This is a genomic window from Winogradskyella poriferorum, from assembly GCF_050618035.1.
GTDB lineage: Bacteria > Bacteroidota > Bacteroidia > Flavobacteriales > Flavobacteriaceae > Winogradskyella > Winogradskyella poriferorum_A.
In genome coordinates this window covers 847,938-867,105 of sequence record NZ_JBODPY010000001.1, presented here as the reverse complement: position 1 = coordinate 867,105, position 19,168 = coordinate 847,938, and the positions used below count along the sequence as shown (strand labels likewise).

The 19,168-nt window shown below is 35.0% G+C and carries 16 protein-coding genes; 7 read left to right on the top strand and 9 right to left on the bottom strand.

The genetic code is table 11. From position 1 onward, the window contains the following. Positions 1-62: 62 nt before the first annotated feature. From ACRHOC_RS03870 to ACRHOC_RS03850, 5 genes are all read right to left on the bottom strand, one after another. Positions 63-809 carry a succinate dehydrogenase/fumarate reductase iron-sulfur subunit gene (locus tag ACRHOC_RS03870; RefSeq protein ID WP_431157448.1) on the bottom strand — a complete coding sequence of 249 codons (747 nt, stop codon included), beginning with the start codon at positions 807-809 and terminating at the stop codon, positions 63-65. An 8-nt stretch (positions 810-817) separates the two neighbouring features. Further along, positions 818-2,818: a fumarate reductase/succinate dehydrogenase flavoprotein subunit gene (locus tag ACRHOC_RS03865; protein ID WP_431157232.1), complete on the bottom strand. Its 2,001-nt coding sequence runs from the start codon at positions 2,816-2,818 to the stop codon at positions 818-820. Between the two features lie 11 nt (positions 2,819-2,829). Beyond that, positions 2,830-3,516: a succinate dehydrogenase cytochrome b subunit gene (locus tag ACRHOC_RS03860; RefSeq protein ID WP_431157231.1), complete on the bottom strand. Its 687-nt coding sequence runs from the start codon at positions 3,514-3,516 to the stop codon at positions 2,830-2,832. Between the two features lie 99 nt (positions 3,517-3,615). Then, positions 3,616-4,851 (bottom strand): hypothetical protein, encoded by a 1,236-nt coding sequence (locus ACRHOC_RS03855; protein ID WP_431157230.1) that lies wholly within the window; start codon positions 4,849-4,851, stop codon positions 3,616-3,618. Positions 4,852-4,967: 116 nt separating this feature from the next. Beyond that, positions 4,968-7,811 carry a WD40/YVTN/BNR-like repeat-containing protein gene (locus tag ACRHOC_RS03850; protein ID WP_431157229.1) on the bottom strand — a complete coding sequence of 948 codons (2,844 nt, stop codon included), beginning with the start codon at positions 7,809-7,811 and terminating at the stop codon, positions 4,968-4,970. 107 nt (positions 7,812-7,918) lie between these two features. On the opposite strand from ACRHOC_RS03850, the gene ACRHOC_RS03845 reads away from it, so the two are divergent. The 3 genes from ACRHOC_RS03845 (at position 7,919) to dcm (ending at position 10,786) form a co-directional block, all read left to right on the top strand. Next, complete coding sequence (locus ACRHOC_RS03845) at positions 7,919-9,211, top strand: aminopeptidase P family protein (RefSeq protein ID WP_431157228.1); 1,293 nt, start codon at positions 7,919-7,921, stop codon at positions 9,209-9,211. Between the two features lie 111 nt (positions 9,212-9,322). Then, complete coding sequence (locus ACRHOC_RS03840) at positions 9,323-9,784, top strand: hypothetical protein (protein WP_431157227.1); 462 nt, start codon at positions 9,323-9,325, stop codon at positions 9,782-9,784. A gap of 3 nt (positions 9,785-9,787) precedes the next feature. Beyond that, positions 9,788-10,786, top strand: coding sequence for a DNA (cytosine-5-)-methyltransferase (gene dcm, locus ACRHOC_RS03835; RefSeq protein WP_431157226.1), 999 nt, complete (start codon positions 9,788-9,790; stop codon positions 10,784-10,786). On the opposite strand, the gene ACRHOC_RS03830 is transcribed toward dcm, so the two are convergent. After that, positions 10,783-11,517: a hypothetical protein gene (locus ACRHOC_RS03830; protein WP_431157225.1), complete on the bottom strand. Its 735-nt coding sequence runs from the start codon at positions 11,515-11,517 to the stop codon at positions 10,783-10,785. The two genes, dcm and ACRHOC_RS03830, sit on opposite strands and share 4 nt — an antisense overlap. Before the next feature lie 134 nt (positions 11,518-11,651). On the opposite strand from ACRHOC_RS03830, the gene ACRHOC_RS03825 reads away from it, so the two are divergent. After that, on the top strand, positions 11,652-13,016 hold the full coding sequence (locus ACRHOC_RS03825; protein ID WP_431157224.1) for a leucine-rich repeat domain-containing protein: 1,365 nt from the start codon (positions 11,652-11,654) through the stop codon (positions 13,014-13,016). On the opposite strand, the gene ACRHOC_RS03820 is transcribed toward ACRHOC_RS03825, so the two are convergent. Then, entirely contained in the window at positions 13,013-14,350 is a 1,338-nt protein-coding gene (locus ACRHOC_RS03820) for an aspartate kinase (protein ID WP_431157223.1), read from the bottom strand. The two genes, ACRHOC_RS03825 and ACRHOC_RS03820, sit on opposite strands and share 4 nt — an antisense overlap. Before the next feature lie 100 nt (positions 14,351-14,450). Between ACRHOC_RS03820 and ACRHOC_RS03815 the strand changes: the two genes are divergently transcribed. Beyond that, a complete protein-coding gene (locus ACRHOC_RS03815) occupies positions 14,451-15,104 on the top strand; it encodes a hypothetical protein (protein ID WP_431157222.1) in 654 nt (217 codons plus the stop codon). Here ACRHOC_RS03815 and brnQ read toward each other — a convergent pair. Both brnQ and ACRHOC_RS03805 read right to left on the bottom strand, forming a co-directional pair. Continuing rightward, positions 15,082-16,392, bottom strand: a complete 1,311-nt coding sequence (gene brnQ, locus ACRHOC_RS03810) for a branched-chain amino acid transport system II carrier protein (RefSeq protein ID WP_431157221.1) — start codon at positions 16,390-16,392, stop codon at positions 15,082-15,084. The two genes, ACRHOC_RS03815 and brnQ, sit on opposite strands and share 23 nt — an antisense overlap. Continuing rightward, the gene (locus tag ACRHOC_RS03805) at positions 16,393-17,943 is read right to left on the bottom strand and encodes a serine hydrolase (protein ID WP_431157220.1); all 1,551 of its coding nucleotides are present in this window, start codon (positions 17,941-17,943) and stop codon (positions 16,393-16,395) included. A gap of 90 nt (positions 17,944-18,033) precedes the next feature. Here ACRHOC_RS03805 and ACRHOC_RS03800 point away from each other — a divergent pair, with 90 nt between their 5' ends. Continuing rightward, complete coding sequence (locus tag ACRHOC_RS03800; protein WP_431157447.1) at positions 18,034-18,810, top strand: alpha/beta fold hydrolase; 777 nt, start codon at positions 18,034-18,036, stop codon at positions 18,808-18,810. 128 nt (positions 18,811-18,938) lie between these two features. Continuing rightward, on the top strand, positions 18,939-19,133 hold the full coding sequence (locus tag ACRHOC_RS03795; protein ID WP_431157219.1) for a hypothetical protein: 195 nt from the start codon (positions 18,939-18,941) through the stop codon (positions 19,131-19,133). Positions 19,134-19,168 lie beyond the last annotated feature (35 nt).

The following is a 19,168-nucleotide window of genomic DNA, read 5'->3' as shown; positions in this document are numbered from 1 at the left end:
AAAATCCCAAGATAAGATTTTACCTTGGGATTGTATGTAGTTACCTGCTAAGCAGGATTTATTTAACCTTTAAAGCTTGCTGCTAAATATTCACGATTCATACGTGCAATATTCTCTAGTGAAATTCCTTTAGGACATTCTACTTCACAAGCACCAGTATTAGTGCAATTTCCGAATCCTTCTTCATCCATTTGCTTTACCATGTTTAAAACACGGTCTGTTGCTTCTACGCGTCCTTGTGGTAGCAGTGCAAACTGCGATACTTTCGCCGAAACGAATAACATTGCAGATGAGTTTTTACAACTCGCTACACAAGCACCACAACCTATACATGTTGCAGCATCAAATGCTTTATCTGCATTCTCCTTTTCAATTGGGATGGCATTGGCATCTTGAGTATTACCTGAGGTATTCACAGATATAAAACCACCTGCTTGTTGAATTCTATCAAAAGAAGAACGATCAACGATTAAATCTTTAATTACTGGAAACGCCTTAGCTCTCCATGGCTCTATATAAATAGTATCGCCATCTTTAAAACTTCTCATATGAAGTTGACACGCAGTAATTCTCGTTTGAGGGCCATGTGCTCTACCGTTTATGTATAAAGAACATGTACCACAAATTCCTTCTCTACAATCGTGATCAAACGCTACTGGTTCTTCTCCTTTTTCAATCAATTCTTGATTTAATACATCTAACATTTCTAAAAAAGACATGTCAGGAGAAATGCCACTAACTGGATAATCAACAATTTTTCCTTTATCGTTTGCGTCTTTCTGACGCCATATTTTTAGTGTTAAATTCATCATAGCTTTTATTTGTAACTTCTCTCTTTCACTTCAATATTTTTGTATTCTAATGGCTCCTTGTGATGTATAGCATCACTTGGCTGTCCTTTATATTCCCAAGCAGAAACATATTGGTACTCCTTCACTCTTAGAGCTTCACCGCCTTCAGTTTGGTATTCTTCTCTAAAATGACCACCTGCAGATTCATTACGCTCAAGAGCATCTTTTGCGAATAGCTCACCTAATTCTAAGAAATCTGCTACGCGACCAGCTTTGGCCAACTCTTCGTTATATTCATTTTGACCTCCAGGTACAAATACATCTTTATAGAATTCCTCTCTTAAGGCCGCAATTTCATCAATGGCTTCTTTTAATTCTTTTTCATTACGAGCCATTCCACATTTATTCCACATGATTTTACCCAAGCGCTTGTGGAAATGATCAACTGATTTTGTACCCTTGTTATTGATTAAACTATCAATCTCAGAACGCACTTTCGTTTCAGCCTCATCAAACTCTTTAGTATCTGTAGGAATTGGTCCTGTTCTAATATCATGAGCTAAGTAGTCACCAATTGTGTATGGTAATACAAAATAGCCATCTGCAAGACCTTGCATTAATGCCGAAGCTCCCAATCGGTTTGCACCATGATCAGAGAAATTAGCTTCTCCGATAGCATATAAACCAGGAACCGTGGTCATTAAATTATAATCTACCCATAAACCTCCCATAGTATAATGAACAGCAGGATAGATCATCATTGGTGTTTCGTATGGGTTTTGATCTACAATTTTCTCATACATCTGAAATAAGTTCCCATACTTATTCTCAACAACCTTTTTACCAAGGTCTGTTACGACCTTCATATCATCTACATCAAGCCCTTTTACATAAGCTTGTTCTTTACCGTATCTCTCAATAGCAGACGCAAAATCTAAGTATACAGCTTCACCAGTTTGGTTCACACCATACCCAGCATCACAACGCTCTTTCGCTGCACGAGAGGCAACATCTCTTGGTACTAGGTTACCAAAAGCAGGATAACGTCTCTCTAAGTAATAATCTCTATCTTCTTCGGCAATCTCAGTTGGTTTTAAACTACCATTTCTAATTGCTTCAACATCTTTTTTATGTTTTGGTACCCAAATACGACCATCATTTCTTAAAGATTCTGACATCAACGTCAATTTAGATTGATGATCTCCAGATACTGGAATACAAGTTGGGTGTATCTGCGTATAGCAAGGATTAGCGAAAAAAGCACCACGTTTATGTGCTTTCCATGCTGCAGTAACATTACTACCCATAGCATAGGTTGAAAGATAGAACGCGTTACCATACCCTCCAGTTCCTAATACCACTGCATGAGCAGAATGTCTTTCTATTTCACCTGTTACCAAATTACGAGCAATAATACCACGTGCCTTACCATCTACAATCACTACGTCTAACATTTCGTGACGTGTGTACATTTTAATTTTACCACGTCCTATTTGACGATTCATTGCCGCATAAGCTCCTAACAATAACTGTTGCCCTGTTTGACCCTTTGCGTAAAACGTACGAGATACAAGAACACCTCCAAAAGATCTATTGTCTAATAACCCACCATACTCTCTAGCGAATGGTACACCTTGAGCAACACATTGGTCAATAATATTTGTCGAAACCTCAGCCAATCGATAAACGTTAGCTTCACGAGATCTGTAATCACCACCTTTTACAGTATCATAAAATAATCTATAAGTTGAATCACCATCCCCTTGGTAATTTTTAGCCGCATTAATTCCACCTTGTGCTGCAATAGAGTGTGCACGTCTTGGTGAGTCTTGAAAACAGAATGCTTTTACATTGTATCCAAGCTCTGCTAAAGTGGCAGCAGCAGAACCTCCTGCTAATCCTGTACCAACGATAATCACATCGATTAATCTTTTATTGGCTGGATTAACAAGGTTAATTTCGTTTTTATGTTTTGTCCATTTATCTGCTAAAGGACCTTCAGGTATTTTAGAATCTAATATTGACATATGAATCTTTTTTAATGTGTAAAGTGATGGTAAACTGCGATAAATATAAAAAGTGCTGGTACACCGATTGAGTACACTTTACTGAACCCTTTTAAACTCTTTACATATTTGTTATTTGCACCTATTGACTGGAATGCAGAATTGAATCCATGTAATAAATGCAACGCTAATAATATAAATGCCACCACATAAATACCAACTCTAACAGGACTTACAAATTTTTCTCTAAGCTCCTCATAGTATCTAAAACCAGAATCAGCATTGTTTGGATCTACTAATCCACTCATATCACCTTCGATGTACTTAACGGTCATTTCATGTACCCAAAAATCGTACATGTGTAAACCCAAAAAAGCAAGTACAACTACTCCAGTAAGAAGCATGTTGCGCGATACCCAAGTAGAATTATCTGAGGCTGTATTGCTAGCGTATTTTACACCTCTAGAAGCTTTGTTCTTTGCTTCTAAAATAAAGCCCATTACAAAATGGAAAATAACTCCAATAATTAAAATGGGCTGCATTAGTCCTTGAACTAAAGGATTTGTACCCATAAAATGCGACATTTCATTAAACAATTCTGCACTGAAAACAGAAGTGAAATTAATGGAAACATGCATTACTAGAAAAATCATTAGGAAGAGTGCCGAAAGAGCCATGGCAAACTTTCTTCCAATCGACGAATTTAGAATTCCGCTCATTGTAGATCTAATCTTTTTGTTAGTCTTGCAAAAATACTGCACAATTGCCGCTTTGCCAACAACAGCGTACTATAATTAATTATTTAGAATGATTTTAATCTAAAAATCGAATCGAGGATTTACGATGGTGTTGTAGATAGAACCAAAGGCATAACTAAAGCCAACATTTACAAAATAATTATAGCCAGATTGTAACTGTTGTTGTTGTAAGAGAAGTTCTTCTAAAGAAAGGTCGCCACCAGGTAAATTAACCTGATTTCTGGTGATGGAATAACTACCTCCTACGTTAAAATTAAAGCCTTTAAAAAGACGAATTCTTGTACCAATAAAAAAGTTAAGCGCATACAAACTCGTATCATTTAAAAACTGATTGAAGGAAACCTCAGCATTAAAATTTCCCCATTCTTGATTTATTCGTCCACCAACCTGAACTCCATGTTCCCAAAAATACTCTTCCGTCTCATTAAATAAAGTGCGCTCTATGTAATCGTTATACCTTATGCCATTTCTGTAGGAAATCGTCAACTGCTTCTTTGCTGAATCTACATAATTAAAGAAACTATATTCTATTGCAGGTCTAAAGGTCCATTGAAGATCTGTATTATTAAAGGTTGAAGACCCTATAAATCCAAAGAAACCATAGGACCAATGATCGTTAATACTCAAAATGTCACTCACACGAATAGACTTTGAGTCATTTATACCAACGATTTCGTCGCCCTCAAATTCAAAAACATTGCGACTTTCACTAAATCGCATTCTAAATGAGAATTTGTTTTTCTCTGTGACTCTTCTTGCCGAGGCATTAATATTTATGTTGCTAAACCTACTCTGTTCCTGGCCATCAAAAAATCCTCCAGCTCCAATCTGAAATAGCCAATAATTCCAAGGATCATCTTCTTCTACTTCCTCCTCTTCCTCTGGTGCTGGAACATTTACGGTAACTTCGTCTGTAGTACCCTTGGCGATCCAAAATCTTACCAATCCAAGTTTAAGATTCTTTAAAACTAGCTGACGGACTTCATCATTAGTCATATTAGCATCTGTAGAAAAGGTAAGTTTATAATTAATGGCTTCAAACTCCTTCTTACCAATAAATTCCACTTCGTAGCTTCTGCCACCACTCCCATTTCTTTGGGATACAAAAAAAACATGAACATCGCCCAAAAACTGATCCCTTACAAATTGAACATTACCTAAATTCTGTCTTAAATACTCGTTATCACAGAATCTACAGTCTAAGAAAATACTAAGTTGTTCTGTAATATTTGATTGTGCTTTTAAACTCTGAAAAGAAATCAGAAAGATTAGTACAACTAATAAGCGCTGTAACATAGATTGATTGATGAATTGATTAGTGATGCTACAATATCATCAAAATACAGCAAGCGAAAAAAGTATTATGCTAAGTTTAACAACTCCCATTGCTTAAAGCTATAAGGAACTAAAATTTACTTTATCTCAAGTTTAGTTTTCGAATTATTAATCATTACAGTATATGTCCCTTTCGGCAAATAATATTTTCCGTTACTAGCTTTGTTTACATCAATACTTGTATTCTCTTTCATTAAAGCTTTTCTGCCCTTTTCAGTCAGTTCAAGATTATAGTCTAAGTAATTAAAACCCTTATCAGCATTAATAGACATACTATTTAATTCTGTACCCTGATCTGATAATATTTTTAATGAATAAGTCCCTGAACTATTACTATAAAATTGAATGGTTTTTTCTGGTTCATAGGCATCCAACCATTTGCTCCAAGAACTTCCCCAACGATTAGAAAATCGTACTGGACTTAATTTAAAAATTGAAACATCTTTTGATTTTAGCTCATCCTTCATTTTTTGTAAGGGTTCAATATTCGCTTTATAAATACTCCTTCCGTGTGTCCCTAGCAATAAATCTTTTGCCTCTGGTTGAACCACAATATCATGGAAAGCAACATTTGGTAAACCGTTTGAAAAAATCTCCCAAGATTCTCCCATATTAAAAGACACATAAGCACCATTATCTGTTCCTACGTACAATAAATTTTCATTCTCAGGATCTTCTTTTATAACATTCACCGGACTAGCTGGAATATTACCACTTATATCTTTCCAGGTTTGACCAAAGTCATCACTCCTAAATACATAAACACTAAAATCGTCCCAACGGTATCCATTCAAAGTCACATATACACTACCAATATTATGTTGAGACGTAACAACTCTACTTACCCATAAATCTTTAGGAAACGTATCTGAAATCTTCGTCCAATTATCACCAGCATTTTTGGTGACATGAACCAAACCATCATCAGAGCCTACGTAAATTAATCCAAACTTAAATGGACTTTCGCTTATTGAAGTAATGGTTCCATAAGCAACATTTCCTTTCTTTCCGCCATTTGTTAAATCATCACTTATTGCTTCCCAGTCTGTCCCTTGATTCATAGAACGCATTAATTTATTACCTCCCAAGTATAAAATGTCTTGGTTATGAGGAGATAATAATATTGGTGTTTGCCAATTAAAGCGATAAGGGTTTTCACCTAAAGTATGTTTAGGTTGAATATATGTCTGACTGCCAGTCTCTAGGTTTAGCCTGAAATAGTTTCCAAACTGATAACCCGTATATACAATATTAGAATTTCTATTATCAATTTGAATTTGCATACCATCACCACCCATTATAGATTTCCAAGGATATTGACCTCTTTGATGCCATCCTTTATCTTCACGAGCATTATTTGCACCTTTCCAAACACCATTATCTTGTAAACCACCATAAACATTATATGGTTTTTCATTGTCGACATTAATAGCATAAAACTGACCTACTGAAGGCGAATTATTTTTTATCCAATTTTCACCATCATCATAAGTGATATTAACACCTCCATCATTACCGTTTACAAGATGGTTTGGGTTTTTAGGGTTAATCCAAAGAGCATGATGGTCTGCGTGTACATTCTCAGCACTTATAGAGGTCCAATTCTTACCACCGTCTTTGGACTTAACGATTGGTACACCATAAATATAAATATGATCTTGATTGGCCGGAGATACATGGATGTGACCAAAATAATACCCATAACTAAAATAGATCCCATCTAAAAAGTCGTCATGTGTTTTGCTCCATGATTTTCCTCCATCTTCGCTTTTATAAACCTCAGCACCAATGACAGGTGTGTCAAATAATAAAGAATTGGCGTCTTCTAAATACTTAGCTAAATCTATTGGCTTTACATTTCCTGAACGTACCATTTGCTTTACATTCTCTGCACGATATTTCTCTTGAAATCCATTAGTTTTTAAAAACGTATTTAATTTTTTGTCTTCTAATGCCAAAAAGTCTTCGGTACTCATGGATTTAAAATCATCCTTGCTTAATCCACGCTTATCCGATTTCTTCTTATTACTTGGTCTTCTGAACTGACTATCATGCACTGCATAAACTACATCGTCATTAAATACAGCAACGCCTATTCTCCCAACACCTTCACCTGTTGGAAATCCACTGCCATCTCTAGACACCTTTTGCCATGTCTCACCAGCATCGGTACTTTTATAAATATCAGAATTAGTGCCATTACCCGTAAAATTCCAAGCTTTTCTGTCTTTGGTCCAAGATGTTGCAAACATCACATTGTAGTTATTAGGACTATGCTGTAAATCAATAATACCAGACATATCGTCTACAAATAAAGTTTGCTTCCATGTCTTACCACCATCGTTTGTTTTATATATACCTCTTTCAGTATTTGGTGAATACAGATGCCCTGTGACTCCAACCGTCAGTACATCTGGATTATCTGGATGTACCAAAATTGGTGCAAAGTGATGCGCATCCATCAAACCAATATTTTCCCAAGATTCTCCATTATCAGTAGACTTTAATATGCCTATACCTGCGTATGAAGATCTCGAAGCATTATTCTCTCCAGTACCAACATAAATGGTACGTGTTGGCCAATGTATAGCTATGTCTCCTACATTTTGAGTGTCTGATTTATCTAAAATTGGCGTAAAGGTTGTACCGTTGTTAATGGTATGCCATACACCACCAGAGGCATATGCTACATAAAACTCTGACGGCATTTCTGGGTTAACATCTAAATCAACCACACGTCCACTCATTATGGTTGGTCCAATATTTTTAAAGGGTACATTTTTTACAATGGATTGCTGTGTCATAGAACGCTTTTGCTCTAAAGCATTTTTAACAACATCGGCACTAGTAGCTGGTTGTTGAGCAAAAGTAAAAGCAATACAAAAAGTAAAAAGACCCGAGAGAAGTTTTGAGTATTTCATGTTGGTTGGTTTTAGAAAATGAAAATTACTTAATCTCTATTCTCGAACAAAATTTGCTAACAAAGTTTAACAGATTCTCGTACCTTTAGGCTTCTAATTTTATTACAATGAAATACGATTTAATCGACCGTAATCTTTTTATAAAAAACCGAAAAAACTTCATGGCTCAAATGAAACCTAAAAGTTTAGCTGTTTTTAATTCTAATGATATATATCCTGTAAGTGCTGATAGTACATTACCCTTTGCACAACATAGAGACATTTTCTATTTAAGTGGTGTCGATCAAGAAGAGAGTATTTTAGTATTGTTTCCAGATTGCCCTAAAGAGAAGCATAGAGAGATTCTATTTTTAAGAGAAACTAATGCTCATATAGCAGTTTGGGAAGGTGAAAAATTAACCAAAGAAAAGGCATTTGAAACCTCTGGTGTAAAAACGGTGTATTGGCTCCAGGATATGGATAAGATTATGTTTGAGTTAATGACCCAATGTGACACAGTTTATATAAATACTAATGAACATTACAGAGCAAATGTTGAAACAGAAACACGCGAAGATCGCTACACAAAATGGTTAAAAGATAAATACCCAGCGCACGAAGTCGCAAAGAGTAACCCTATCTTACAACGTCTTAGGTCTGTAAAAGATGCTATTGAACTGAAGCTTATGCAAAAGGCATGCGATATTACAGAAAAGGGCTTTAGACGTGTCCTCAATTTTGTTAAACCAGATATCTGGGAATATAACATAGAAGCGGAATACATGCATGAATTCCTAAATCGTCGCTCAAAAGGTTTTGCTTACACTCCAATTATTGCCTCCGGTAATAATGCAAATGTTCTTCATTATATCGAGAACAACCAGCAATGTAAGGCAGGTGATTTAATCCTTATGGATGTTGGTGCTGAATATGCTAACTATTCTAGTGATATGACGCGAACCATACCAGTTTCCGGCAAGTTCACAGATCGTCAAAAAGCAGTCTACAACGCCGTGAACAGAGTTAAAGAAGAAGCAACAAAAATGCTGGTGCCTGGAACACTCTGGGAAGCCTACCATATTGAAGTTGGTAAATTGATGACCTCAGAATTATTAGGTCTTGGCTTAATTGACAAAGCTGATGTGCAAAATGAAAATCCAGACTGGCCTGCTTATAAAAAGTATTTTATGCATGGTACTTCGCACCATATTGGTTTGGACACGCATGATTATGGCCTATTGCATGAGCCAATGCAAGCCAACATGGTCTTCACTGTAGAACCTGGTATTTATATTCCCGATGAAGGATTTGGAATAAGACTAGAGGATGATGTGGTTATTCAAGAATCGGGTGAGCCTTTTAATCTTATGCGAAATATTCCAATTGAAGCTGAGGAAATTGAAGATTTGATGAATAGCTAATCATTTTAACTTCATTATCTTAGCGTTCGATCTAAAAAAATTAGTTTGATTACAGAATTTTTAAAACATACTGGCGAATTTTTGCGACAATATCCCCAAATTAGATTGTCTATGAAGGAGGAGTTCGCAGTTAGAGATTCCGTAATGCACTCATTAGGACTTAAGAATTTAAATCAACTACGCGACCGTTATGAAGGTCAGACTTTTTTGGATAAGACCCTCAAGAATTATGGTGGTTTAGTAGCATGCCAGAAGCATCTCAATATTACCGTCACCACAATTGATGATCTTAATATCAAAGACTTTAAACCACAAATTGAAGGTGAAAATGCGCTTTATGATATTAAGGTTTTTGACTTTGGTGCGCTTCCTGTTTTAGAATTAAAATCAATAGTTAATCCTATCATTTTTGTGATTCAAAAGGATAAAACCACTTTTAGTATCTGTGGTTATGGTGATAAAGATTTGGTTCTCAAAAATCTTGTTGATTCTAATAACGAAACCGTTAATTCTGTAAGCCTTAAGAATTTTATTGGCTTTAGTGATTTAAAACCTATTGAAGAAATTCTATAAGTAATGAGTAAAGCATTTAGTGTAGGGAGTTTGTATGCAGGCGTTGGTGGCATTTGCTTAGGCTTTAAGAAAAATGGCTTTGAACTTGTATGGGCTAATGAGTATGATAAAAATGCATGTAAAACCTACAGAACTAATTTTAAGCATCAATTGGTTGAAGGCGACGTGATGCAATTGGATATAGATTCTCTTGCCAAAGTAGACGTTCTAACTGCAGGATTCCCTTGTCAACCCTTTTCGGTAGCTGGTTATAGACAAGGATTTGATGATAAGCGTGGTAATCATTTTTTTAAAATACTAGATTTTGTGGACAGCATGCGTCCTAAGGTTTTGTTTTTAGAAAATGTAAAAAACTTAGTTGGACATGACAAAGGCCGTACCTTCAAAATAATTAAAGATCTTATTGAAAAACACAATTATTCTTTCGATGCCAAAGTCTTAAATACCAAAGATTACGGAAATGTACCACATAATAGAGAACGTATTTTTATTGTAGCCTTTGATAAGGATTTAGACCCAACATTTTTTGAGAATTTTAGATTTCAATTTCCTGGAAAGGAAGATCTTACTAAAACCATCGAAGACGTCATAATAAACGAAAAAGTTGATGCACGCTACTACTATGGTGAGGATAAATATATGTATCCTATGCTAAAAGAAGCGATACGACGCGACGATACTGTTTATCAATTTAGGCGTCAATATGTAAGAGAAAATAAATCTAACGTTTGCCCAACTTTAACCGCAAATATGGGAACTGGAGGCCATAATGTGCCTCTTGTTAAAACGCCTTATGGTTTTAGAAAATTAACTCCTCGTGAGTGTTTTAGATTTCAAGGGTTTGATGATGACTATAACTTCCCTGAAATTGCCATTTCACATCTTTATAAACAAGCGGGAAACTCAGTAAGTGTACCTGTTATTAGTCGCCTTGCTAATGCCATTAAAACCGTATTACATTCTGTTGTTATAACAGAAGATAACTTGGTTAAAACAGCTTAATCCAATGGCTTCAGCTCAGCTATTAATTGTTTAATTCCTTTTAAATTTCCTGTTTGGATATAATAATTTTCTGCGTCTATTTTGGTCTTCCCATTTAACAAAGCACCTTGAGGCAAAATATAATTGTTGGTAATAATATGTTTCAAAGTTTTAAGACTGCAACATCCTGGGATATCATAAGTCCATTTTTGATTTAAAACTGACGCCTTTAGAATTTCTTTATCCTTTTCTGTGTTGAAAAATGAATTGGTATTGGGTTTTATTCTTACCAATAAGAAATAATCGTAATACGAATTAGATTGCGCCTTATTTGAGTTTGGTTTGTAACTACCATCTAAATTCCAATCATTGGCTTCGAGTAACAGTAAATTAGAAAAATAGGCACTCGACTTAACGCTAATCCTTTTGCCTTTGTATTCTAAATCAGAATCATCCCAAACTCCCTTTCCATGAATGCTATAGTCAATCGGTTCACATGTTATACCATTTGACGCCAAAACCTCAAAGGAGATGCCTTCTGCTATTTTACCTTGTAAAGTGTTTTTAAAAATATCGAGTGCTGAACGTTGTTCTGTTCCGCCAGTGCGATGATTTCTATGATGACCCTCTCCAAATGCCATATTATATGCAAATTCAAATGAAGTATTTAAAATTGAAGACTGAATGGGTTGTGGATGAAATAAAACTTTTGAGTTGATAAAATAAATAGTGTCGTACTTCGTAAGTTTCATTTAATGGTAATGTAATCCCTTATAAGGTTAGCCTAAAACTAATTATTATTTTAAAAAGTTAGACCTGAATTTTGTAATCAATTGTATGTCAGATTAATTTGGATTAAATTAGTAATGGTTTAGACCGTTTTATCATGAAAAAGACCATTCCTTTTTTCTACTTTCTAGCACTATGTTGTTTCATTCATTTATCCTGCGACAATGATGATGACAATTCCTCATCAAATGAAGGAAATATCCCAGATCCTGTTTTTGAACAAGCTTTAATAAATTTGGGTTACGATGATATCTTAGACGGAAATCTGTTAATCTCAAATGTAGCCAACGTTACTCAATTAAATATTTCGGACATAAATTTTGATGATACAAGTAATGACATCACAGATCTTACAGGTATTGAATATTTTACAAGCTTAGAAATTCTCAATTGCAGTGGCCAAAGTATTTCTTCATTAGACTTAAGAAGCAATCCGAATCTAAAGGAGCTCGATTGTAGTTATAGCAGATTTAATAGTCTCTCGAGTGTGAACGTTACTCAAAATACACAATTAGAAATACTGAGGTGTCATGCAAATGCTTTGACATCCATTGATGTTAGTAATAATGCTAATCTTAAAGAACTATATACCTATGACAACAGTGCATTAACAGGATTAGATGTAAGCAATAATCCTTTATTAGAAGTATTGTGGTGCTATAACAATGACATAACCAGTATTGATGTTTCGAACAATCCTGAATTAGAAAATTTTGATTGTCGTTTTGTTGATCTTACCAGCGTAGATGTTTCTAATAATCCTAAACTTAAAAAATTAATGTTTTGGGATGCTCAGCTTTCTAATATAGACGTGAGTAATAATCTGCAATTAGAAGTCCTATCTTGTCTAGGGTGTCAATTATCTGATATTGATGTAAGTCAGAATTTAAATTTAACAAGTTTAGGTTTGGGTGGTAACCAGCTTACAACACTAGACGTGAGTAACAATACTGCACTTCAAGGCCTGGCATTTAATAATAATCAGATTAGTAGTATTGATCTGAGCAACAATACAGATCTCAATAATCTATCGGTAGATAATAACCCATTGACAAGTTTAGATATTAGTAATAATCCTCTGCTCTCCATTCTGCGTTGTGAAAACCTGCCAATCACAAGTTTAGATTTAAGCAACAATGCTAACTTAGAACTGATATACAGTAATGATAATACACAGATTACAAGTCTTGATGTGAGTAACAACAATTCATTGATTTGGTTAGAATGCAATAACAACAACCTGTCAAATCTCGAGCTTGGTGATGTCAGTTCACTTGTTTTCTTAGCGGTTGCAGACAACCAACTCACCAGCCTTGATTTAAGCAATCAAGTTAACCTAAACACCATGGATTGCACTTCTAATAACTTAACCTGCATTCAAGTTAATTCTACACAACTCAATGCCATACCAGATAGTTGGGATAAAGACACTTCTGCCAGTTACGCTTTGGACTGTAACTAAGCGTTAAGTGCCAATTGAGGTTCATTCTCAAAAATGTAGCGTTGTAACTTCTGCAATGTTTCTAACTTATCACTCGTATTTACTAAGAGCGAAATGTTATTATTACTACCACCATAAGCGATCATTCTAACATTGACATCTTGAAGCACTTGAAACAATTCGGGCGTATCTGGATGATAAATTATTTGATTTCCAACAAGGCAAACAATACTCATATAATCATCAACCTCAACTGTAGCAAATTTTTGTAGTTCATCAACAATAGATTCTAAATGCGTTGTATTATCAATGGTTAAGGATACTGCAATTTCTGAAGTGGTAACCATATCTATGGCTGTTTCATATTTCTCAAAAACTTCAAAAACACGCTTCAGGAATCCATGTGCCAATAGCATTCTTACTGATTTGATTTTAATTGCAGTGATATTGTCTTTAGCGGCTATGGCTTTAATACCTTCACCATGAATTTTATTTGTGATTAATGTTCCATGTGCTTCAGGTGCCATCGTATTTTTTAATCTTAAAGGAATATCTAGATTTCTTACAGGCATTACCGTTAATGGATGCAGAATTTTTGCACCAAAATAAGCCAATTCGGCAGCCTCATCATAAGACAAATTTGAAAGGGCAGAGGTGTCATTTACATACCTTGGATCATTGTTATGAAAACCATCTATATCAGTCCAAATCTGCACTTCATCTGCTTCGATAGCTGCACCTATGATTGTAGCGGTGTAGTCACTTCCGCCACGTTGTAAATTTGTGATGTTGCCATCTGCATCCAAACATATAAAACCTTGAGTAATATAAATATCGGCTTCTTCAGAGGAATCCAATAAACGATTTAAATTTTGTTTTATGTAAAATAAATCTGGCTCATTGTTCCTATCAATCCTCATGAATTCTAGAGCTGGCAATAACCTTGCATTTATACCTTCTTGTTGCAAAAAGTAATTAAACATAAATGTAGAAAGTAACTCTCCTTTAGCAACAATTCTATTATGCAAGCCTACGGAATATTGGCTGTCAACGAGAGCTCTCAGTGACTTAAAAATAGTATTCACATATTCAGCTACTTTTGTTCTTAATATCGAATCCGTTATTAAGTCGTAAACCGTTGCATTGTACTTTTCATTCAATACATCAATTCTTAAAATTGCATCTTCTCTCTTTTCTTGAGCTATCAATTCTGAAATTTCCACTAATACATTTGTAGTGCCTGACATTGCAGATAGCACAACAATTTTTCTACCGTCTGTGTTTATGATTTCCTTGACATGATTCATATTAACAACTGAACCAACTGAAGTCCCACCGAACTTATATACTAGCATATCTCTTATTTTGATTACAAAAATAAAATGCACTTCAATAATTGATAAATAATTAAAAGAAATAGTTTACTTTTACACATATTGTTAATTATATAACAAAATGAAGACTATTGCTTCCTGTGTTGAAGAAATATTAATTACACAGCCCTTTTTAGAAGAGGCCTTATTCAGAGAGATTATCAACTTTTCTGCGTTGTCTGAAGAACTACAAGAGCCAATAAGCAAAATGTTGAGAAAACCTGTAAAGACTGGTGCCATTATGATGGCTTTACGACGTTACAATCCACCTAATCATTTACGTCAATCTCAACAACTCAAATTTGTACTTAGAGAACTTGGTGATATAACCGTCCGATCTAACTTATTAGATTTTACATACCAAAACTCCAGTACCTTAATTGAGAGTCATGCTAAAGTTTTAGAAAGTCTCAACCCAAAAGCCTTTTACGGCTTTTCTCGAGGAATCTACGAAAGTAACATCGTGGTTTCAGAATCAGAAAAACAGAATGTACTTCAAAGTTTTAAGCAAGAGAAGATGATCGGCTCTCAAGATAATCTGTCTGCTATAAGTATTCGACTACCTGAGAACAATTCTAAAATTTCTGGTTTATACTACCAGATTTTTAAACGTTTTGCATGGGAAAATATATCCCTTTACGAAGTCATCTCTACAACAAATGAATTCACAGTTTTAGTCGAAAATCACCTTGTAGACAAAGCTTTTTCTGCCATTAAGAATCTGAGTTCGTCTTAGAGCTTTGGAATAAGTTAGAAACAATTAATGCAATTACTGCTGGTAATACCCAACCTAAGTTTTTATTTGCTAATGGAATTGAATCAATAAAAGAAATTAAAGCGTTTTCAGGAATTAAATATTGAAGAAAATCTGGTATACTGAAAATAAAAGTAACGATAACTACAGTTCTAAACACCAATGGTGTTCCTATACGCTCTGGAAGAACATTCAAAATAATCAGTACAATTGTTATTGGGTATATGAATAATAAAACCGGATAAGCAATTACAATTATAGAATGGAAATTTAATTGTCCTACGCCAACTCCTGCAATACATGCAATGACAGCAGTGACAAAGTAGGCCGTATTCGATTTATTGAACACACCTCGAAAGTAATCTGCTGTTCCGGCTACAATACCAACAGCGGTTGTAAAACAAGCCAGAGCAATTAAAATACTTAATACCGCGTTGCCAAAATTACCTAAAGCTGCAATGCTAATACCTCTTAACAGATTTGCACGTTGCATATCAGAACTTAATGCCGTATCAACTGCAATCTCAGAACCATAATAGGCGCCAACTGCAATGAGTCCTGCATAGATAACAAAAAGTCCTGTGCCAGCTATAAAGCCAGATTTTCTAATAAGTTTGCGCTTAGATTCAAACCGACTTACCTTCATATTTTTAAAGTTCAGGGAAACAATAATTACGGCTCCAACAACCACAGCGCCAATAGCATCAAAGGTTTGATAGCCTTCTAAAATTCCTGAGACTAGAGGTGTTTCAAATGTTGATGTCCCTGTTGTCAATGATGACGAAGTCAATCCTATACCAATCACTGCCAAAAGTATAATAACAATTAACGGCGTTAAAAACTTACCGATGAGATTCAAGATTTTTGAACGGTTCAACACAAACACCAAAACCAAAGCAAAGTAAATACTACTGGTCAATAAAGGACTTGTTCCAAAGGCTGGATGAATTGCAATCTCGTGTGTCGCAGAAGCCGTTCGTGGAGAAGGAATTGCTACGGATATGATATACACAATGATACAATAGATAGAGCTAAACCAAGGCGCTACCTTTTTACCAAAATCATACATAGTCCCTTGAAGTCTGGCATGGGCTAAAATTCCAATAATAGGAATGAGCACAGCGGTAATCATAAAACCAATAGTTACCCAAATCCAGTTCTCACCAGCATTATAACCTAATAATGGTGGTAATAACAAGTTCCCTGCTCCAAAAAACAAAGAGAATAAAGCAAAACTTGTGACTAAAAGTTCTTTGCGTTGTATGTTCACTTAGTTGGTCTTTACAAGTTCTAAATCGTGAAAATCAAAGCTAAAATCAGTAATTGGCGCAATGTATTTCATAGTTGCCGAAACTGCATTACCGTTTTCATCGAAAGTAAATTGAACAAACACGTCTGCATCATAGCTCCTATCATTCCATTTGGCAACAAAGGTTGTAGCATTATAGGGTAACAACTCGCCAAAAAGCCTTGAAGATCTTTTACATTTAATCATATAACCACTTTCATTATTACTAATAACAATATCACCAAACCAATTATCTGAATAGGTCCCAACAATTTGTTCTGGCTTAGGTAAAATCGAGCTACCTTTTATCTTATTGGCCTTGGCGTAAACATCTGCCTTAAGACTATCATTGTATTTAATAAAGTCTGCATTACGATCCCCATATCGCTTTAACCAATTTCTATCGTCATAGCCCAAATATGAATCTTTAATGGTATTGGTGATGGTATGAAATGCTGATCCATTCATTTGGTTGGTTAATACCACAATGGCTAAATCTAAATCAGGAATTAAGGTGAATTGTGTGACTGTACCAATTAGACCACCTGTATGATAGACTTGTTTGTGACCTCCTTTTACATCTGTAACAAACCATCCCAGTCCATAGCCTCTAAAATTAGAGTCGTACCAATCTCCTGGCCTTACTTTTATAGGTGTTTGCAATTGCCACAATTCATGAAATTGCACCTTACTTAAAAGTCGTTCACCATTTTCGGTAACAGCATCGTTCATTAAGAATTTTGCCCAAGTAAGCATGTCTGGCACATTACTAACTATACCTCCTGCGGCATTTGCGGTCTCGCTCCAATCATGTGGTATTTGAATGACTTTGCCATCTGCCCTTGTGTGTGCTTCAATAATATTTCCTTTATCGTTTACACGATTATAAGAAGCCTTGCTGTTTGTCATTCCAACAGGCTTCATGATTCTCTGTTCAATAAATTCTTCCCAACTTAAGCCACTTACACGTTTTAATACCTCACCAGCAATTATAAACATATTATTGTTGTAAGTGTATTTGCTCCTGAATGAACTCTCTGGTTCTAAATATTTTACATTATCGATGATGTCATTAACAGTAAAATCATTCCCTTCTGGAAAGAACATTAAATCGCCTGCGCCAAGTCCCATTCCACTTCTATGTGTCACTAAATCCCTAACAGTAAAATGTTCTGTGACCCAAGGATCATGAAGTTGAAATTCTGGAATGTATTTTCTCACAGGATCGTCCCAGTTAAGCTTATCTTCATCAATCATCATGGCCAAGGCAAAGCAGGTAAATCCCTTACTATTGGAGGCTACACCAACTAGGGTATTTTCATTCATGCTCTTTTGAGTGGTTAAGGATCTAACGCCATGTCCTTTCGCATAAACGACTTCATTACCTTTTAAAATACCTACCGAAATTCCAGGAACTTCAAAGGTTTTTAAGGTCTCCTCAATAAGAGTGTCTAGGTTCGCTTCATTTAATTGAGCATTTAAAAATGTACTCGATAAGCATATAAGCAGAACCAGGAGTCGAGTCAGTTTCATAGATTGATTTATCATTTAAGTCTACCAAATATAGTAATTTACAAAGGATGAAATAGGTTCATATAAATCGCTTAATTTATCTTTGTGACCATGATTCTAAAGTATAAAAATAGTAGCATTAATTATGAAGTTCATGGATCTGGAGATACAATATTATTGCTCCATGGCTTTTTGGAAAATCTATCCATGTGGGATGAATTTACAGCAATTCTCTCCCAATCTCACAAGGTAATTACAACTGATCTTTTAGGACATGGCAAAACAGATTCCATAGGTTACATCCACACCATGGAAGAAATGGCAGAAGCTGTTTATGCTGTGCTATCCAATTTAAATATTTCTGAGGTTAAGGTTATTGGACATTCAATGGGAGGCTATGTTGCTTTGGCCATGGCAGAACTGTATCCAAACTTTATTACAGATTTATGCCTAATGAACTCCACATTTCTTGGTGATGATAAGGACAGAATTAAACTAAGAAAATCAGCCTCCGAAATGGCAAAAACAAATTATAAAACCTTGATCAGCACGTCCTTTAAGAACTTGTTTGCAACCCAGAGCATTTCAAAATATAAAGTTGCTTATAATGAAGCACTGAATATAGCCTTACAAACTTCCATTCAAGGTTATATAGCAGCACAAGAAGGAATGGCTAAACGACCTAATAGATTTCAAATCTTTAAAGCAATAACTGGAAAGAAATACATTATCCTCGGAAAAAAAGACTTGCTAATCAATATCGACAACATTAAAGATCATATTATAAATACTAGAATTGAGTTGTTCGAAACTTCAGAAGGTCATATGAGTCATATTGAAAATAAATCAGATTTATCTTACATTTTTAAACACTATATCGAAAAATAAATCGTTTTGGCGTTTTTTATTTGATTTTTTGACTAAGTTTATTGTCCCTAAAAAATCAAAATATATAACACAATTCTACGATGACGCCTACCAAACTTTATTGTGCCCTTTTTGGCCATAATTACGAAATGACCAAGAAAGTTACCAACCACGTAAAAGTTTACACATGCAAATGTTGCAAAAAGCAACTTACTACAGACAGTAATGGCAAACTCATCGAGCTTACCCCAAAGTATCAAGACATAAATTCAACCTTAGAGCGAATTTATGAAAACAGATTAATGCGTTTAAAGCAAAAATCACTCAGTTCATCGATTTATTAATTGTTAATAACTTGTGAATAACTAGTTTTTATATA